Origin of the sequence: Rahnella sp. AA (assembly GCF_002834385.1) — a bacterium.
Lineage (GTDB): Bacteria > Pseudomonadota > Gammaproteobacteria > Enterobacterales > Enterobacteriaceae > Rahnella.
This window is the reverse complement of the sequence record NZ_PITQ01000005.1, coordinates 423,236-439,110: the sequence shown is the minus strand read 5'-3', so window position 1 is coordinate 439,110 and position 15,875 is coordinate 423,236. Positions and strand designations below refer to the sequence as shown.

Here is a 15,875-nt window from a genome sequence, read left to right as displayed (position 1 = left end):
TGAGGCCCGAAGGTCCCCCACTTTGGTCTTGCGACGTCATGCGGTATTAGCTACCGTTTCCAGTAGTTATCCCCCTCCATCAGGCAGTTTCCCAGACATTACTCACCCGTCCGCCGCTCGTCACCCAGAGAGCAAGCTCTCCTGTGCTACCGCTCGACTTGCATGTGTTAGGCCTGCCGCCAGCGTTCAATCTGAGCCATGATCAAACTCTTCAATTAAAAGTTCGATTTGCTTCAACAAGTGAAGCGATGCTCAAAAATTAACTTTCGTAGTACTCTTATAAGTGAACAAGTCACCTAAATGAATTACTGCTTGGTCACTCTTTAAGACTTGATATTTTTTGCCACCGAAGTGGCTGATATCGTCTTGTGAGTGCCCACACAGATTGTCTGATAAATTGTTAAAGAGCATGCCGCGGTTCGCAAGGAATCTTATGCGGCGCGGGAGGCGTATATTACGTTTTCCCGCTGAAGAGTCAAGAGATTATTCATTCGAACTTTCATCTTTTTCTCTTCCTGTCCGAGCGACTTGTCAGTCGTTGTTCCCGGTCAGTGGAGGCGCATTATAGGGAGTTCTCAGAAGGCCGCAACCCCTAATTTCAATTATTCTATCAACCGTTCACTAATTCAACAATTCCGCCCGAATTGGATAATAAACAATCTAAACCAGCCCAAAAAGCGTCAGTTTAAAGCCAGAGGCTGGCGTAAACTCTCCTTTATAATAAGAGAAAGACATTCAGGAATACCTTACATGCTACTCAATGCACATCAACAGGCTGCTCAACGTAACCTTTCTTACTTACTGGCGGAGAAGATTGCACAGCGAATTTTGTCTGGCGAGTATCCGGAGGGTTCTATCCTTCCCGGTGAAAACGAGCTGGGCGAGATTTTTGGCGTCAGCCGGACAGCGGTGCGTGAAGCGGTCAAAACGTTAACTGCAAAAGGGATGCTATTACCGCGGCCACGTATTGGTACGCGGGTGATGCCACAGTCCAGCTGGAATTTCCTCGATCAGGAATTACTGACCTGGTGGATGACACGTGAGAACTTTGATGAAGTGATGGCTCATTTTATTGTTTTGCGCCGGGCGCTGGAGCCGCAGGCATGTGCCCTTGCGGCTGTCTCTGCCACTAAAGAGCAAAAACATCAGCTCTCTATATATATGTCTGAGATGCGCCAGCTGCATAAGAGTTTTGACCGGGAACGCTGGATAACGGTAGATACTCAATTCCACCAACTCATCTATGAGGCGGGGAAGAATCCTTTTCTCACTTCTTTCTCGAATTTATTCAGTTCTGTATACCAGAGCTACTTTCGCGCGATTACCGGCAACGAAGTGATAAAGCTGGGACATCATCAGCGCCTGACAGATGCAATTATTGCCAGTGACGCTAATGCGGCGCAACGGGAATGCCAAAGCTTGTTACTTGCGGATGAATGATCCTACCGACTGGCGCACGACCAGTTCGGGAGTCAGCACTAAAACCTGGGGCTCTGATTCAGGCTCTTGCAGACGATGCAATAATGCATCCACGGCCAGCTCCCCCAGCGAGTCTTTAGGTTGATGGATAGTGGTGAGCGGCGGCATCATATATTGCGCCAGCTGAATATCATCGTATCCCACGACAGCGACATCATCGGGCACGCGCAATCCGCGCTGATAAAGTGCCTGATAGACGCCCACGGCCATCGCATCATTGCTGGCAAAAATGGCATGAGGCGGTTCGGGCAACATCAGCAACTGCTCCATCGCCACCAGACCGCCGCCAAATTCAAAGTCACTGCTGACTTCATAACCCGGCAGGATCTCCAGCCCGGCTTTTTTCATGGCCTGACGATATCCGTTCAGCCGTTCCTGCGCCGTCGTTTTGTCCAGCGGGCCGGTAATGCAGGCAATACGACTGTATCCATGACGGATTAAATAGTCCGTCGCCATTTCTCCACCCAGCAACGCATTATCCTGAATCACATCGATTGAACCTTCAAACGGCGACCAGTCCATCATCACGATAGGTAATGAAGGATAGCGGCTGATGGCATCTTTCGATGGCCGGTGATTTTCAGTACACATGATCAGTAACCCGTCGACGCGCTTTTGCAAAAGCGTTTCCAGGCTGCGGTTCATGCGTTCCGCATCATTATCGGTATTACATAAGATGAGGCTGTATCCGCGTTCATAGCAACTACGCTCAACGCCACGCACCACTTCAGAATAGAAGGGGTTGCTGCTGGCCGTCAGCAACATACCGATAGTACGGGTTTGATTGAGTTTCAGGCTACGGGCTAAGGCTGACGGTGCATAGTTAAGCTGTTCAACAGCGGCATTCACTTTGTCGGCAATGGATTCGCTGACAAAGCGATTTTTATTGATGACATGAGAGACTGTAGAGGTTGAAACGCCCGCGAGGCGGGCGACATCTTTCATGGTGGCCAATCAGGCCTCCTGTTGTGCAAGAAAATCGTCGATTTCTTTACGCCACGGAACCGAGGGCTGCGCGCCGGGACGTGTTACGGCTATCGCGGCAGCGGCATGGGCGAAACGCACGGCGCTGTCCATGGCTTTGCCTTCAAGCAACGCAGTGACTAGTGCACCGTTAAAGGTATCGCCGGCGGCGATGGTATCGACAGCTTTCACGCGGAACCCGGCTACCTGCTTGCCTTCGCCGTTCTGGCTCAGCCAGACACCTTTACTCCCCATCGTAATGATGACCGTCGCGATACCTTTATCATGCAGTACGCGGGCGGCACGTGTGGCGTCATCATTATTCTCGACTTTAACCCCTGTCAGCTTTTCGGCTTCGGTTTCGTTAGGGGTGATCATGTCCACGCGCGCCAGTAATTCATCAGGCAGTTCACAGGCCGGGGCCGGATTAAGGATGACCTGCGTGCCGTTATTTTTCGCCAGCTTCGCCGCTGCGATAACCGTTTCCAGCGGAGATTCCAACTGCATCAGCAGCGCAGAAGCATCGATAACGTTTTGTTTGTAGCGTTCGAGATAGTCAGGCGTGACAGCTTTGTTTGCCCCCGCATCGATACCAATGACATTCTCACCTTCCGCATTCACAAAAATCAGCGCTACACCGGTGGTTGTCTCTTTGATGGCTTCAATAGGTTGCGTATCAATATGGTCGCTTGCCAGCTGCTTGCGAACGCGCTCGCCAATATCATCATCCCCAACGCAGGCAATAAAGGCGATATCAGCGCCACTGCGACCGGCGGCGACCGCCTGGTTTGCACCTTTACCGCCGAAAGCCACGGTGTATTGCTTACCGATTACGGTTTCACCCGGCTGCGGGAAATGGTTGATATTCAAAATGTGGTCAGCATTGATACTGCCGAGTACCACCAGTTTGCCTGTCTTCATGTGAGGAGCCCTGAGTCAAATGGCGCCTCCGGGTAGAGGCGCTGTTACAGCTTAGATAAAGAGGGTATTACGGCTGAGCAACCAGTTTCAAATCTACAGGGATAACCGCCGGAACTTTTTCGCCTTTCAGCACTTTATCTGCGGTTTGGACGCCGATTACGCCGATTTGTTCAGGGCGTTGTGCCACGGTAGCGCCCATTTTGCCGCCATTGACCGCTTTGATGCCGTCTTCTGTGCCGTCGAAACCGACAACCAGCACGTCAGTTTTACCGGCAGTCTGCAAGGCACGCAATGCGCCGAGTGCCATTTCATCATTCTGAGCAAAGACCGCCTGCACGTCCTGATGTGCGGTCAGCAGGTTTTGCATAACGTTCAGACCTTTGGTGCGGTCGAAGTCAGCAGGCTGGCTGGCGAGGATCTGGAAGTGGTGTTTTTCGGCAGCCTGAGCGAAACCTTTACCACGCTCACGGGCAACTGACGTCCCGGCGATACCTTCCAGTTCAATAACTTTAGCGTTTTCGCCCAATTTCTTGGCGATGTAATCACCGGCCATTTTTCCGCCGAAGGCGTTGTCAGAAGCAACATGACTGGCAACAACCCCTTTCGTTGCCTGGCGGTCAAGAGTGATCACCGGGATTTTCGCCTGATTTGCCATCGCAACGGCATTACCTACCGCGTCAGAATCGGTCGGGTTGATGAGCATCAGCTTGGTGCCACGAACGGTCAGGTCCTGCACGTTGGCCAGTTCTTTCGCCGGGTTGTTCTGAGAATCAAGAACCACCAGGTTGTAGCCCAGTTTATCGGCTTCTTTTTGCGCGCCGTCTTTCATGGAAACGAAGAACGGGTTATTCAAAGTTGAAACGACCAGCGCAATGGTATCTTTCGCCAGAACGTTTGCACTGAAGGAAGCGGTGATCGCTGCGGCGGAAACCCAGACAGCCAGTTTTTTCATATTCATGGTCATAAGTCCTGTAGGAGAGTTTATTTGTTGCTTTTGTTATCCACCAGAACCGCCAGCAGAATGACAACTGCTTTTACGATCATCTGGTAGTAGGAAGAAACACCTAATAAGTTCAAACCGTTATTCAGGAAGCCAAGGATCAATGCACCGATCAGCGTTCCAACAATGCGCCCTTTACCCCCGGACAGGCTGGTTCCCCCTAATACCACAGCGGCAATCGCATCCAGCTCATAGCCTGTACCCGCATTTGGCTGCGCAGAAGATAAACGCGCTACCTCGATGATACTGGCCAGAGCGGCTAACAAACCACACAGGGAGTAGACGATAATTTTGACTTTATCGACGCTGATACCTGATAAACGCGTTGCGGATTCGTTACCCCCTAACGCATAGATATAACGTCCTAATCGGGTGTGATGCAGCATGTACCAGGCCGCAATAAACACCACTGCCATCAGCCAGACCGGTGTCGGGATGCCCAGCGGGCGGCCGATACCAAACCAGCCAAATACATCGGCCACATCATTAAAGCCAGTGCTGATCGGGCTGCCATTGGTATACACCATGGTGATACCGCGCAGCAGTAACATCATGACCAGGGTAGCGATAAAGGCCTGTACTTTACCTTTTGCGACAATCATCCCGGTCACGGCACCGACGGCGGCACCCAGCGCCAACGCACCCGCCACGGCAACCAGCGCATTAACTTCCAGCCCGACAATTGAAGCGGCAACCGCACCGGTCAGCGCCAGCAAAGAGCCGACAGACAAATCGATGCCGGAAGTCAGAATAACCAGCGTCATGCCCACGGCCATAATGGCGTTGACCGACGTCTGCTGAAGAATATTGAACAGGTTATTGACCGTGAAGAAATTCGGGCTCATGGAAGAAACCACGGCAATCAACACCAGCAGCGCAATCAGAGACTTTTGCTCTAACAACCACTCTTTACTAATCCAGCGCTTTTTGGCTGGCAATGTCTGAGAACTCATATCTGATTACTCCTGCGTCACGCCGTATTGCTTGCCGACAGCGGCTGCCATCAACACTTCTTGCGTAGCCTGTTCTATCGGGAATTCACCGCTTAAATGACCTTCATGCATCACCAGAATCCGGTCGCTCATACCGATGACTTCCGGCATTTCTGAGGAGACCAAAATGATGCTCAGCCCTTCGCGCTTGAACTGGTTAATAAGCTGGTAAATCTCTTTTTTCGCGCCAACATCAACGCCGCGTGTCGGTTCGTCGAGGATCAGAACTTTTGGCCGCGTCATTAATCCGCGCGCAATCGCCACTTTTTGCTGATTCCCGCCGGAAAGCAGGCCGATAGTCTGCATCATTGATGGCGTTTTGATATTGAAGAGACGGATGAAATCGCCCACAGCCTGTTGCTCATCGGCATGTTTCAAACGCCCACCGCCGTGGCTGAAATAGCGCAACGCGGTCAGTGACATGTTTTCTTTCACTGACATCCCGAGCACCAAACCATCGCGCTTACGGTCTTCGGAAATGTAAACGATGCCGTTCGCCAACCCGTCCTGCGGAGAATGTGTGATGACTTCACGACCATCCAGCGAAACGTAACCACTTTTACGCGGCAACGCGCCGTAGAGAATTTTCATCAGCTCAGTACGGCCTGCGCCCATCAGCCCTGAAATACCCAGGATTTCGCCGCTGTACAAATCGAAGCTGACATTATTGACGCCCGGCCCGCAAACATCACGAACCTGCAAACGCAATGCGCCGCGTTCATGGTTAATACGCGGATACTGTTCTTCCAGGCGACGGCCAACCATCATTTCGATCAGCGTATCTTCTTGCAGCTCGCTGACCGGACGTTCGGCAATAAACTGACCGTCACGGAATACGGTGACGTCATCGCAAATCTCAAAAATCTCTTTCAGGCGATGGGAGATATACACCACGCCGCATCCGGCAGCTTTCAGTTCGCGAATGACGTTAAATAAAGAGGCCGTTTCGGTATCGGTGAGCGCATCCGTCGGCTCATCCATAATGATTACTTTGGATTCAAAGCTCAGCACTTTGGCGATCTCAACCATCTGCTGGTCGCCAATCGATAATTCACCGACTAGCCGGTCGCTTTTATAACGCAGATTCAGACGCGCCAGCAGTTTATCGGCTTCGGCGTACATCTTCTTCCAACTGATGCGGCCAAAACCGTTGACGAACTCACGGCCAAGAAAAATGTTTTCAGCGATGGTCAGCTGTGGGATCAGGTTTAATTCCTGATGGATGATGCCAATCCCCGCTTCCTGAGAAGCTTTCGGGCCGTTGAAGAGGGTTTCCTTTCCAAGAAACTGTACTGAGCCGGCATCTTTTTGATAGATGCCGGTCAGCACTTTCATCATGGTGGACTTGCCCGCGCCATTTTCACCTACCAGCGCCATGACACGCCCCGGATAGACGCTGAGCGCCGCGCCGGAAAGTGCTTTTACGCCGGGAAAGGCTTTATCAATCCCTGTCAGTTTCAGCAAAGGTTGCATAAAGGCCTCAGAAGGTTACGCCGGCACACAGAATAACGTTCGCGTAAGGCGAACATTCCCCGCTGCGGATGACAGCCCGACTTTTTTCGCTTTGCGCTTTGAATGCCTCATGACTGACGTAATCCAAAGCAATGGTGTTTCCCTGGTGTTGCTCGAGTTGTGTCAATTGGGCGAGTAACGCTTCATGGAGTTGAGGATTTTTGGTGAGGATTTCCTCTGCGAGGATAGCCCGCTCAACTTGCATCTCATGTGTCACTACCTCTAAAACCTGGAGAAAGGTGGGGACGCCCTGGGTTAGCGCCAGATCGATGCGTTGGCAAGCTGCTGGCACCGGAAGACCGGCATCGCCAATAACCAGCTGATCGGTATGACCTAAGCGGGCAATAACATTTGAGATTTCGGCATTTAACAGCGGTGACTTCTTCATTGTAAACTCCTACAGCGAAACGTTTCGCTCACGAAGGAGTGTATGAAACTTACCGCACAAGGCAACGATGATTTGATGAAATTGTGATCGCCGTCGAAACGTTTCGCTGCATGATTCAGAAAACGATCAGCAATTTGAGTTAGTCATTCAGAAAGGGAGAAACAGATATAAAACAGGGCACCCGAAGGTGCCCTGTATGAAGCAGAAATAGGATTTAGATTTCTACCTGCGTGCCAAGTTCGATAACGCGGTTCGGCGGAATCTCAAACTGGTCTGGAGCCCGTAAGGCGTTGCGGCTGAGCGCCATAAACAGTTTGCCGCGAAAATACAGATACCACGGACGCTTGGTAAGGATCAGCGATTCGTGCGACATAAAGAACGACGTTTCCATCATCCGGCACGGTAAACCTTCCAGGCCGCAGCGGTGGAAGACTTCTTCCACATTCGGCGTTTCTTTAAACCCGTAGCTCGCGACCACGCGCCAGAACGTTGGCGAAAGCTGCTCAATGGTGACGCGCCGGACGTTATGCACATAAGGCGCATCTTCCGTTCGCAGCGTCAGCAGGACAACTCGTTCATGCAACACTTTGTTGTGTTTGAGGTTGTGCAGCAACGCAAACGGAATAACATTGATGGCGCGCGACATATAAACCGCCGTCCCCGGAACACGAACCGGCGGTGACTTCTCAAGGGAAGCAATCATCGCTTCCAGCGAGTTACCGTGCTCGTTCATGCGACGCATAAGACGGAAACGCTCGCTTTTCCAGGTGGTCATGACGATGAACATGCACAGACCCAGCGTCAGCGGCAGCCAGCCACCGGAGAACAGTTTCGTGGCATTCGCAGCGAACAGCGGAATATCCATAAACAGCAGGGCAACCAGCAAAATACCCACCAGGAACGGTTTCCAGTGCCAGTTTTTAAGCGCCACCGTGCAGGAAAGAATGCTGGTCAGCACCATGGTGCCGGTGACGGCAATACCATAAGCCGCCGCCAGATTACTCGAATGCTCGAAGCTGGCAATCACGATAACCACCGCGAAATAAAGCAGCCAGTTAATCGCAGGGATGTAGATCTGACCCGCTTCCATTTCTGAGGTGTGGATAATGCGCATCGGCGGTAAATAGCCCAAACGCACAGCCTGACGGGTCAGGGAGAACACACCGGAGATGACGGCCTGAGACGCGATGATGGTTGCCAACGTCGCCAGAATAAGTAACGGAATCAGCGCCCAGTCAGGTGCCAGCAGGAAGAACGGGTTTTTGATCGACTCCGGGTTTTTCAGCAGCAATGCGCCCTGACCAAAATAGTTCAGCACCAGAGAAGGTAGCACCACGGTGAACCAGGCCAGCCTGATCGGGAATTTTCCAAAATGTCCCATATCGGCATACAACGCTTCCACACCCGTAATCGACAGCACGACCGCGCCGAGCGCCAGGAAGGAGAAAGACTTATGTTCAATAAAGAAGTTAACCGCCCACATAGGGTTCATGGCGCGCAATACTTCCGGGTTTTGCATGATGCTGTTTACACCAAGAACCGCCAGCGACAGGAACCACAGCAACATTACGGGTGCAAAGAGTTTGCCCACAATGCCGGTGCCGTGCTTTTGAATAATGAAGAGCAACGTCAGGACAGTAATAGAAAGAGGGACGATATAAGGATCAAGGGCAGGCGCGGCGATTTCCAGACCTTCCATAGCGGAAAGCACTGAGATAGCCGGCGTGATGACCACTTCACCATAGAAGAAACTCCCGCCGATCAGGCCGAGAATAACCAGAACCGCCGTGGTGCGCGCTGATGTATTTCTGCCCGCCAAAGACATCAGTGTCAGAATACCGCCTTCACCTGCGTTGTCCGCGCGCATCACATAAGTGAGATATTTGAGCGAAACAATGAGGATTAGCATCCAGAAAATCAGAGAGAGAAAACCAAAAACGACGCTGGGCTCAACGTTGAAACCATAGTGACCAGAAAAGCACTCTCTTAAGGTATAGAGAGGGCTGGTACCAATGTCGCCATAGACCACACCAATGGCGGCCAGGGTTACTGCTGGGAGTGACCGTTTATGTTCAGTGCTCATATTTCGATTCTTTTTTTGCTCGAACATCCGTAAGCGATGCGTGCGCTCAGTCTAATGATGCCCACTAAAAGGCGCACAGTATGCACGAATAAATAAGATTGCCTACCCTTAAATGTGCAGCTAAACCGGCGTTCAGATGAACGAGGTCACATTTCTGATAATAGAAAATTTTTAGTAATCAACAAGCTATAGCGATAAAAATAAACGTGGCATATCGTTATAAGCCAGTACACTATTCAACAACTAAATGGAAACCGGAAGAGACAGTATGGCGCAATCCCCCCTTCTGGCAGAACGGATAGCCCGTCTTGCTAACGCATTAGAACATGGTCTGTACGAGAGGCAAGATGCCATACGCCTGTGCCTGCTGGCGGCCCTGTGCGGCGAGAGCGTTTTTCTGCTCGGCCCGCCAGGCATCGCGAAAAGCCTGATCGCCCGTCGCCTGAAATTTGCCTTCCGCCATGCGCGTGCTTTTGAATATCTGATGACGCGCTTTTCCACCCCGGAAGAAGTCTTTGGTCCGCTGTCGATTCAGGCCCTGAAAGATGAAGGCCGCTATCTGCGTCTGACCGAAGGTTATCTGCCGGAAGCGGAAATTGTCTTCCTTGATGAAATCTGGAAAGCGGGTCCCGCTATCCTTAACACCTTGCTGACGGCCATCAACGAACGCCGTTTCCGTAATGGCGAGCGCGAAGAACCGATCCCGCTGCGTTTGCTGGTCAGCGCTTCCAACGAATTGCCCGAAGCCGACGGCGGCCTGGAAGCACTGTATGACCGCATGCTGATCCGCCTGTGGCTGGATAAAGTGCAGGATAAGCAGAATTTCCGCTTACTGCTAACCAGCCGTAACAATGAAAGCACCAATCCGGTGGCGGAATCCCTGAGTATCAGCGATGAAGAATACCAACAATGGCAGCCGGAGATCGACAAAGTCAATCTTTCAGACAGTGGCTTTGAACTGATTTTTCAGCTTCGCCAGCGTCTTGATGCCCTGGATACGGCGCCCTATGTCTCTGACCGTCGCTGGAAAAAAGCACTCCGCCTGTTGCAGGCCTGCGCCTTTTTCAGCGGCCGGAATACTATCACTCCGATCGATCTGATTTTGCTGAAAGATTGTCTGTGGCATGACCTGAATACCTATCAGCTGCTGCAAACCCAAATAGAGCAACTGATCACCGAACAGGCTTATCAGCAGCAAACCTTGCTGATGAAAATCCAGCAGCTCAACCAGCAATGGATGCAATACCAGCAGCAACAAAGCTCACGCCAGTCGATTAAGCTGAGCAAAAAAGCCGGTATTTTCAGCCGTAAGCCACAATACAGCCTGCCGGATACGCTCGTTGCCAGCGGAGTGACGCTGTTACTGCAAACGCCTTTGCATCTGCACGAGATTAAAGTCACGCATCTGCTTTTTGAACGCAGCGTTCTGGAAGAGTGGATAAATAAAGGTGGCGTTCTGAAGGCCAAACTTAACGGGATTGGTTTTGTTCAAACGGTTGATGCCGAAATTGATGATAAGCAGCAATTGCTAGTGCTGGATGTCAGCCGCCAAAGTACGCCGCTGACGCTGCCGGGTAACGAGCACATTGCGGTACCGGACGAAATGAAAAATACGCTGAGTGAACTCACGGCAAAACTGACTCAGCAAAGACATGAATTCAGCCAGCAGCAAAACTGCCTGTTTGTTCCCGCGGCGTGGATGGCAAAGATTGAAGCCAGCCTGTTGCAGGTTTCTGAACAGCTGCGCCTCCAGCAACAAACCTTCAGCGGCCACTGATCGTGTTTACCCTGGAATCACTGGATCTTCTGCTGGCCATCAGCGAAGGGGAACTGATCGAGGAACTGATCGTCGGGTTACTGGCCGCGCCAGCCCTGGCGGTTTTCTTCGAGAAGTTTCCGCGGCTCAAACGCGCACTGACCCGGGATCTTCCTGAGTGGAAATTACGCCTGCGCCAGAGGATCCACGAAACCCCCGTGCCCCCGGATCTGGCAAAAGAGTTTTATCTCTATCAGCATTGTCAGCAAACTGATGCCGTGGCGTTTCAGTCAGAGTTGGGCTCCCTGCTTGATGAGCTGGCGCGGCTGAATTCCCCGTTTGCGACCGAAGCCCGTACCTTACGGGACAATAATGAAACCTCCCGCACAGCGCAGACCGGTAACAGCTTTCAGACCTTATTCCTCCAGCGCTGGCGCCTGAACCTGACATTCCAGACGGTGAACGTTCATCATCAGTTGCTGGAACAGGAGCAGGAACAGCTTCAGGAAGAATTGCTACAACGTCTCGAGCTGAGCAGCGAGCTCTCTCCTTTATTAGCAGAAAATGACACAGCAGCCGGGCGCCTGTGGGATATGAGTAAAGGAAAGCGTCTGCGTGGCGATATCCAGTCGCTGGCGCGTTTTGGCGCTTTCCTCCAGCAGCAGCCGGAGCTGATGAAACTGGCAGAACAGCTCGGGCGCAGCCAGACGGTGAAAACCAGCCCGCATGAAGATGCAAAAATGGAAACCCGAAGGCTGATGGTGCGCGAGCCGGCAACAGTGCCGGAAGAAGTGAATGGTATTCATCAGAGTGATGATATCTTGCGCCTGATGCCAACAGAGCTTGTCACGCTGGGAATGCCTGAACTGGAATATGAATTTTACCGGCGTCTGCTGGAAAAACGTCTGATGACGTACCGCCTGCAAGGCGATGTCTGGCGTGAGAAAGTGGTTAAGCGCCCGGTGGTGCACCAGCAGCAGGAACCGCAGCCGCGTGGCCCCTTTGTGGTCTGCGTGGATACCTCAGGTTCGATGGGCGGTTTCAATGAGCAATGTGCGAAAGCGTTCTGCCTGGCACTGCTGAAAATCGCGCTCGCCGATAACCGTAAGTGTTACATCATGCTGTTTGCCAGCGAAGTGATCCATTACGAGCTGACTTCTGCCGGCGGCCTGGATCAGGCGTTACGCTTTCTTGGGCAGCATTTCCGCGGCGGTACCGATCTGGCCGCCTGCCTCAATGCCACGCTGGATAAACTGGCCTCTCCGCAATGGCACGACGCAGATGCGGTCGTCATCTCAGATTTTATTGCCCAGCGCTTACCCGATGAGGTGCAGAGAAAAGTAAAATTGCTGCAACGGGAAAAGCAGCACCGTTTCCATGCGCTGGCAATGTCACACTACGGAAAGCCCGGAATTCTGCGCATATTCGATCATATCTGGCGCTTTGATACCGGCGTTAAAAGCCGCGTTCAGCGACGCTGGCAGAGAAATTAAGTTTAAAGAGAAAGAAAACCATGACTGAAATCTATCAGCTCGACGAGCTGGATCGCGGGATTCTGAACGCGTTGATGGAAAATGCCCGCACACCTTACGCTGAGCTGGCTAAAGTGTTTACCGTCAGCCCGGGAACCATTCACGTACGCGTCGAGAAGATGAAGCAGGCAGGCATCATTACCGGCGCACATATCACCGTGAACCCAAAGCAGCTGGGTTATGACGTTTGCTGCTTTATCGGCATCATTCTCAAAAGTGCCAAGGATTATCCGTCCGCGCTGAAAAAGCTCGAGAGTATAGAAGAAGTGGTGGAAGCCTATTACACCACCGGCCATTACAGCATCTTCATTAAGATCATGTGCCGCTCCATTGATTCCCTCCAGCACGTACTTATCAACAAGATCCAGACCATTGACGAGATCCAGTCTACGGAGACCTTGATCTCCCTGCAGAACCCCATCACACGGACTATCCAACCCTGAGCCTCCATTTCTATACCCCTATTATCCACAGGTAGATCCCAGCTCATTCACAGCGTACAATAGCCTCCTTTTCTCGGGTTGAGAGCACAATGGCAGACATTACCCTGATCAGTGGCAGTACGCTTGGCAGCGCCGAATATGTGGCAGAACACGTGGCAGAGAAACTGGAAGAAGCCGGTTTTTCTACCGAGATGTTTCATGGCCCGGAGCTGTATGAAGTCCCGCAGGACGGGATCTGGCTGATGGTGTGTTCAACACACGGTGCGGGTGAACTGCCTGATAATTTACAGCCCTTTTTGGAACAGCTGGAAGATCAGCAGCCCAATCTGTCTAAAGTGCGTTTTGGTGCCTTAGGTTTAGGCAGCAGCGAATATGACACCTTCTGTGGTGCGATCGGCACCTTGGATCAGAAACTGACCTCGTTAGGGGCTAAACGGATCGGTGATCGTCTTGAGATCGACGTGACTCAACACGAAATTCCTGAAGATCCTGCTGAGGTTTGGGTCCTCAATTGGATTAATTTGATCAAATAAGTGTAAATTTCAGGCGATCAGATGTGGATAACTATGCTTAAAAGCAGGGTAAAACCCGTAGTTATCCCTCTAACAACTCCTGTACGCTTTTCATGCTGTGCATAACTCTCAATTCTGATCCCAGCTTATACTGGCCAGGATCACCGATCATTCACAGCATTGGATCCTTCTTAGCATCTTGATCTTCTTAAACAAAAGAGACTTATGCACAGAGGATCGCGATCCTAATAGAAGTATTAATAAGAGATCTTTAAATAAAAAAGATCTTCTTTTAATTAGTGAAGATCCCCGGGGACTTGTGGAACCTCTAAACTTGAGTAGAATCCCTCCTCCCAACGCCATACAAAGAAAGTTCGCTTGAACGCCGAGGTACAGTCGCATGTTTTATCCGGATCAATTTGACGTCATCATCATAGGTGGTGGTCATGCAGGTACTGAAGCCGCTATGGCTTCTGCTCGCATGGGACGTCAGACCTTATTATTAACCCACAATATCGACACGCTTGGACAAATGTCGTGTAACCCGGCTATTGGCGGGATCGGGAAGGGACATCTGGTTAAAGAAGTGGACGCACTGGGCGGACTGATGGCCACTGCCATCGATCATGCGGGCATTCAGTTTAGGATACTAAACGCAAGCAAAGGCCCTGCCGTAAGGGCGACCCGTGCTCAGGCAGACCGCGTGCTTTACCGCCAGGCGGTCCGTACTGCGTTAGAAAATCAGCCAAACCTGATGATCTTCCAGCAACCCGTTGAAGACCTGATCGTCGAAAACGATCGTGTCGTGGGTGCTGTGACCAAAATGGGTCTTAAATTCCGCGCTAAAGCCGTTGTGCTGACTGTCGGGACTTTCCTGGACGGGAAGATCCACATCGGTCTGGAGAACTACAGCGGCGGCCGTGCTGGGGATCCTCCAGCGATCTCTTTGTCACAGCGTCTGCGTGAATTGCCATTACGCGTAAACCGCCTGAAAACCGGTACACCACCGCGTATTGATGCGCGTTCCATTGATTTCAGCGTTCTTGCGCAACAACATGGCGATAATCCGGCGCCGGTATTCTCGTTCATGGGGAACGTGTCGCAACATCCACGCCAGATCCCATGCTACATGACCTACACCAACGAAAAGACGCATGATGTGATCCGCAATAATCTGGATCGCAGCCCGATGTATGCCGGGATTATCGAAGGGATCGGCCCGCGTTACTGCCCGTCGATCGAAGATAAAGTTATGCGTTTTGCCGATCGAAATTCTCATCAGATCTTCCTTGAACCGGAAGGCCTGACCAGCAATGAAGTCTATCCAAACGGAATTTCGACCAGCCTGCCATTTGACGTTCAGATGCAAATCGTCCGCTCAATGCAGGGGATGGAAAATGCGGTGATCGTTCGTCCTGGTTACGCTATCGAATACGATTTCTTCGATCCTCGTGATTTGAAACCGACACTGGAAAGCAAATTTATCGCTGGTCTGTTCTTTGCCGGGCAAATTAACGGCACCACCGGTTACGAAGAAGCTGCCGCACAGGGCCTGCTGGCCGGTATGAATGCGGCACGCAGCGCAAGCGAACAAGAAGGCTGGGCACCACGTCGCGATCAGGCTTACCTTGGCGTTCTGGTTGACGATTTGTGCACACTGGGCACCAAAGAACCGTACCGTATGTTTACGTCTCGTGCTGAATATCGTCTGATGCTGCGCGAAGACAATGCCGATTTACGTCTGACTGAAAAAGGCCGTGAACTCGGTCTGGTTGATGATGCCCGCTGGGCACGTTTCAACCAGAAGCTGGAAATGATCGAACAGGAACGTCAGCGCCTGCGTGGGATCTGGGTCAATCCTCACCACGCTCAGGTTGAAGAGATTAACGCGCATCTTTCTGCACCTCTTTCGAAAGAAGCCAGCGCCGAAGAGTTGCTGCGTCGTCCTGAGATGACTTACGAACTGATCACGCGTCTCTCTCCGTTTGCCCCGGCAGTCCCTGACGTCCAGGCGGCAGAACAGGTTGAGATTCAGATTAAGTACGAAGGTTATATCGCCCGTCAGCAGGAAGAGATCGAAAAACAACAGCGCAACGAAAACACGGTGTTGCCTGTCGATCTTGATTACCGCCAGGTGAACGGTCTGTCGAACGAAGTGATTGCCAAGCTCAACGATCACAAACCGACATCCATCGGTCAGGCCTCGAGGATCTCCGGTATTACACCGGCTGCGATCTCCATTTTGCTGATCTGGCTTAAAAAACAGGGCTTACTGCGCCGCAGTGCCTGAAACA

Annotated in this window: 13 protein-coding genes and 1 rRNA gene; 6 read left to right on the top strand and 8 right to left on the bottom strand. The window is 51.7% G+C overall.

What is annotated here, in order from left to right:
- A 16S ribosomal RNA gene (locus CWS43_RS15205) occupies positions 1-218 on the bottom strand; the annotation flags it as partial.
- 532 nt (positions 219-750) lie between these two features.
- Between CWS43_RS15205 and CWS43_RS15200 the strand changes: the two genes are divergently transcribed.
- Positions 751-1,440: a FadR/GntR family transcriptional regulator gene (locus tag CWS43_RS15200; RefSeq protein WP_101077850.1), complete on the top strand. Its 690-nt coding sequence runs from the start codon at positions 751-753 to the stop codon at positions 1,438-1,440.
- Here CWS43_RS15200 and rbsR read toward each other — a convergent pair.
- The 7 genes from rbsR to kup all read right to left on the bottom strand — a co-directional run bounded on the left by rbsR (position 1,423) and on the right by kup (position 9,338).
- Positions 1,423-2,433, bottom strand: a complete 1,011-nt coding sequence (gene rbsR / locus CWS43_RS15195) for a ribose operon transcriptional repressor RbsR (RefSeq protein WP_101077849.1) — start codon at positions 2,431-2,433, stop codon at positions 1,423-1,425. The genes CWS43_RS15200 and rbsR overlap by 18 nt on opposite strands.
- A complete protein-coding gene (gene rbsK / locus CWS43_RS15190) occupies positions 2,434-3,363 on the bottom strand; it encodes a ribokinase (protein ID WP_101077848.1) in 930 nt (309 codons plus the stop codon).
- A 67-nt stretch (positions 3,364-3,430) separates the two neighbouring features.
- Positions 3,431-4,321 carry a ribose ABC transporter substrate-binding protein RbsB gene (gene rbsB / locus CWS43_RS15185; protein ID WP_101077847.1) on the bottom strand — a complete coding sequence of 297 codons (891 nt, stop codon included), beginning with the start codon at positions 4,319-4,321 and terminating at the stop codon, positions 3,431-3,433.
- Between the two features lie 23 nt (positions 4,322-4,344).
- Entirely contained in the window at positions 4,345-5,316 is a 972-nt protein-coding gene (rbsC, locus tag CWS43_RS15180; protein WP_101077846.1) for a ribose ABC transporter permease, read from the bottom strand.
- Between the two features lie 6 nt (positions 5,317-5,322).
- Positions 5,323-6,828, bottom strand: coding sequence for a ribose ABC transporter ATP-binding protein RbsA (gene rbsA / locus CWS43_RS15175; RefSeq protein WP_101077845.1), 1,506 nt, complete (start codon positions 6,826-6,828; stop codon positions 5,323-5,325).
- 7 nt (positions 6,829-6,835) lie between these two features.
- Complete coding sequence (gene rbsD, locus CWS43_RS15170) at positions 6,836-7,255, bottom strand: D-ribose pyranase (RefSeq protein ID WP_101077844.1); 420 nt, start codon at positions 7,253-7,255, stop codon at positions 6,836-6,838.
- A 214-nt stretch (positions 7,256-7,469) separates the two neighbouring features.
- On the bottom strand, positions 7,470-9,338 hold the full coding sequence (gene kup, locus CWS43_RS15165; RefSeq protein ID WP_101077843.1) for a low affinity potassium transporter Kup: 1,869 nt from the start codon (positions 9,336-9,338) through the stop codon (positions 7,470-7,472).
- A gap of 268 nt (positions 9,339-9,606) precedes the next feature.
- Between kup and ravA the strand changes: the two genes are divergently transcribed.
- The 5 genes from ravA (at position 9,607) to mnmG (ending at position 15,871) form a co-directional block, all read left to right on the top strand.
- Positions 9,607-11,115 (top strand): ATPase RavA, encoded by a 1,509-nt coding sequence (gene ravA / locus CWS43_RS15160; protein ID WP_101077842.1) that lies wholly within the window; start codon positions 9,607-9,609, stop codon positions 11,113-11,115.
- Positions 11,116-11,117: 2 nt separating this feature from the next.
- Positions 11,118-12,587: an ATPase RavA stimulator ViaA gene (viaA, locus tag CWS43_RS15155; RefSeq protein ID WP_101077841.1), complete on the top strand. Its 1,470-nt coding sequence runs from the start codon at positions 11,118-11,120 to the stop codon at positions 12,585-12,587.
- 20 nt (positions 12,588-12,607) lie between these two features.
- Positions 12,608-13,069 carry a transcriptional regulator AsnC gene (asnC, locus tag CWS43_RS15150; protein WP_095924057.1) on the top strand — a complete coding sequence of 154 codons (462 nt, stop codon included), beginning with the start codon at positions 12,608-12,610 and terminating at the stop codon, positions 13,067-13,069.
- 89 nt (positions 13,070-13,158) lie between these two features.
- On the top strand, positions 13,159-13,602 hold the full coding sequence (gene mioC, locus CWS43_RS15145) for an FMN-binding protein MioC (protein ID WP_101077840.1): 444 nt from the start codon (positions 13,159-13,161) through the stop codon (positions 13,600-13,602).
- Positions 13,603-13,981: 379 nt separating this feature from the next.
- Complete coding sequence (mnmG, locus tag CWS43_RS15135; protein ID WP_101077839.1) at positions 13,982-15,871, top strand: tRNA uridine-5-carboxymethylaminomethyl(34) synthesis enzyme MnmG; 1,890 nt, start codon at positions 13,982-13,984, stop codon at positions 15,869-15,871.
- The last annotated feature ends 4 nt before the right edge of the window (positions 15,872-15,875 follow it).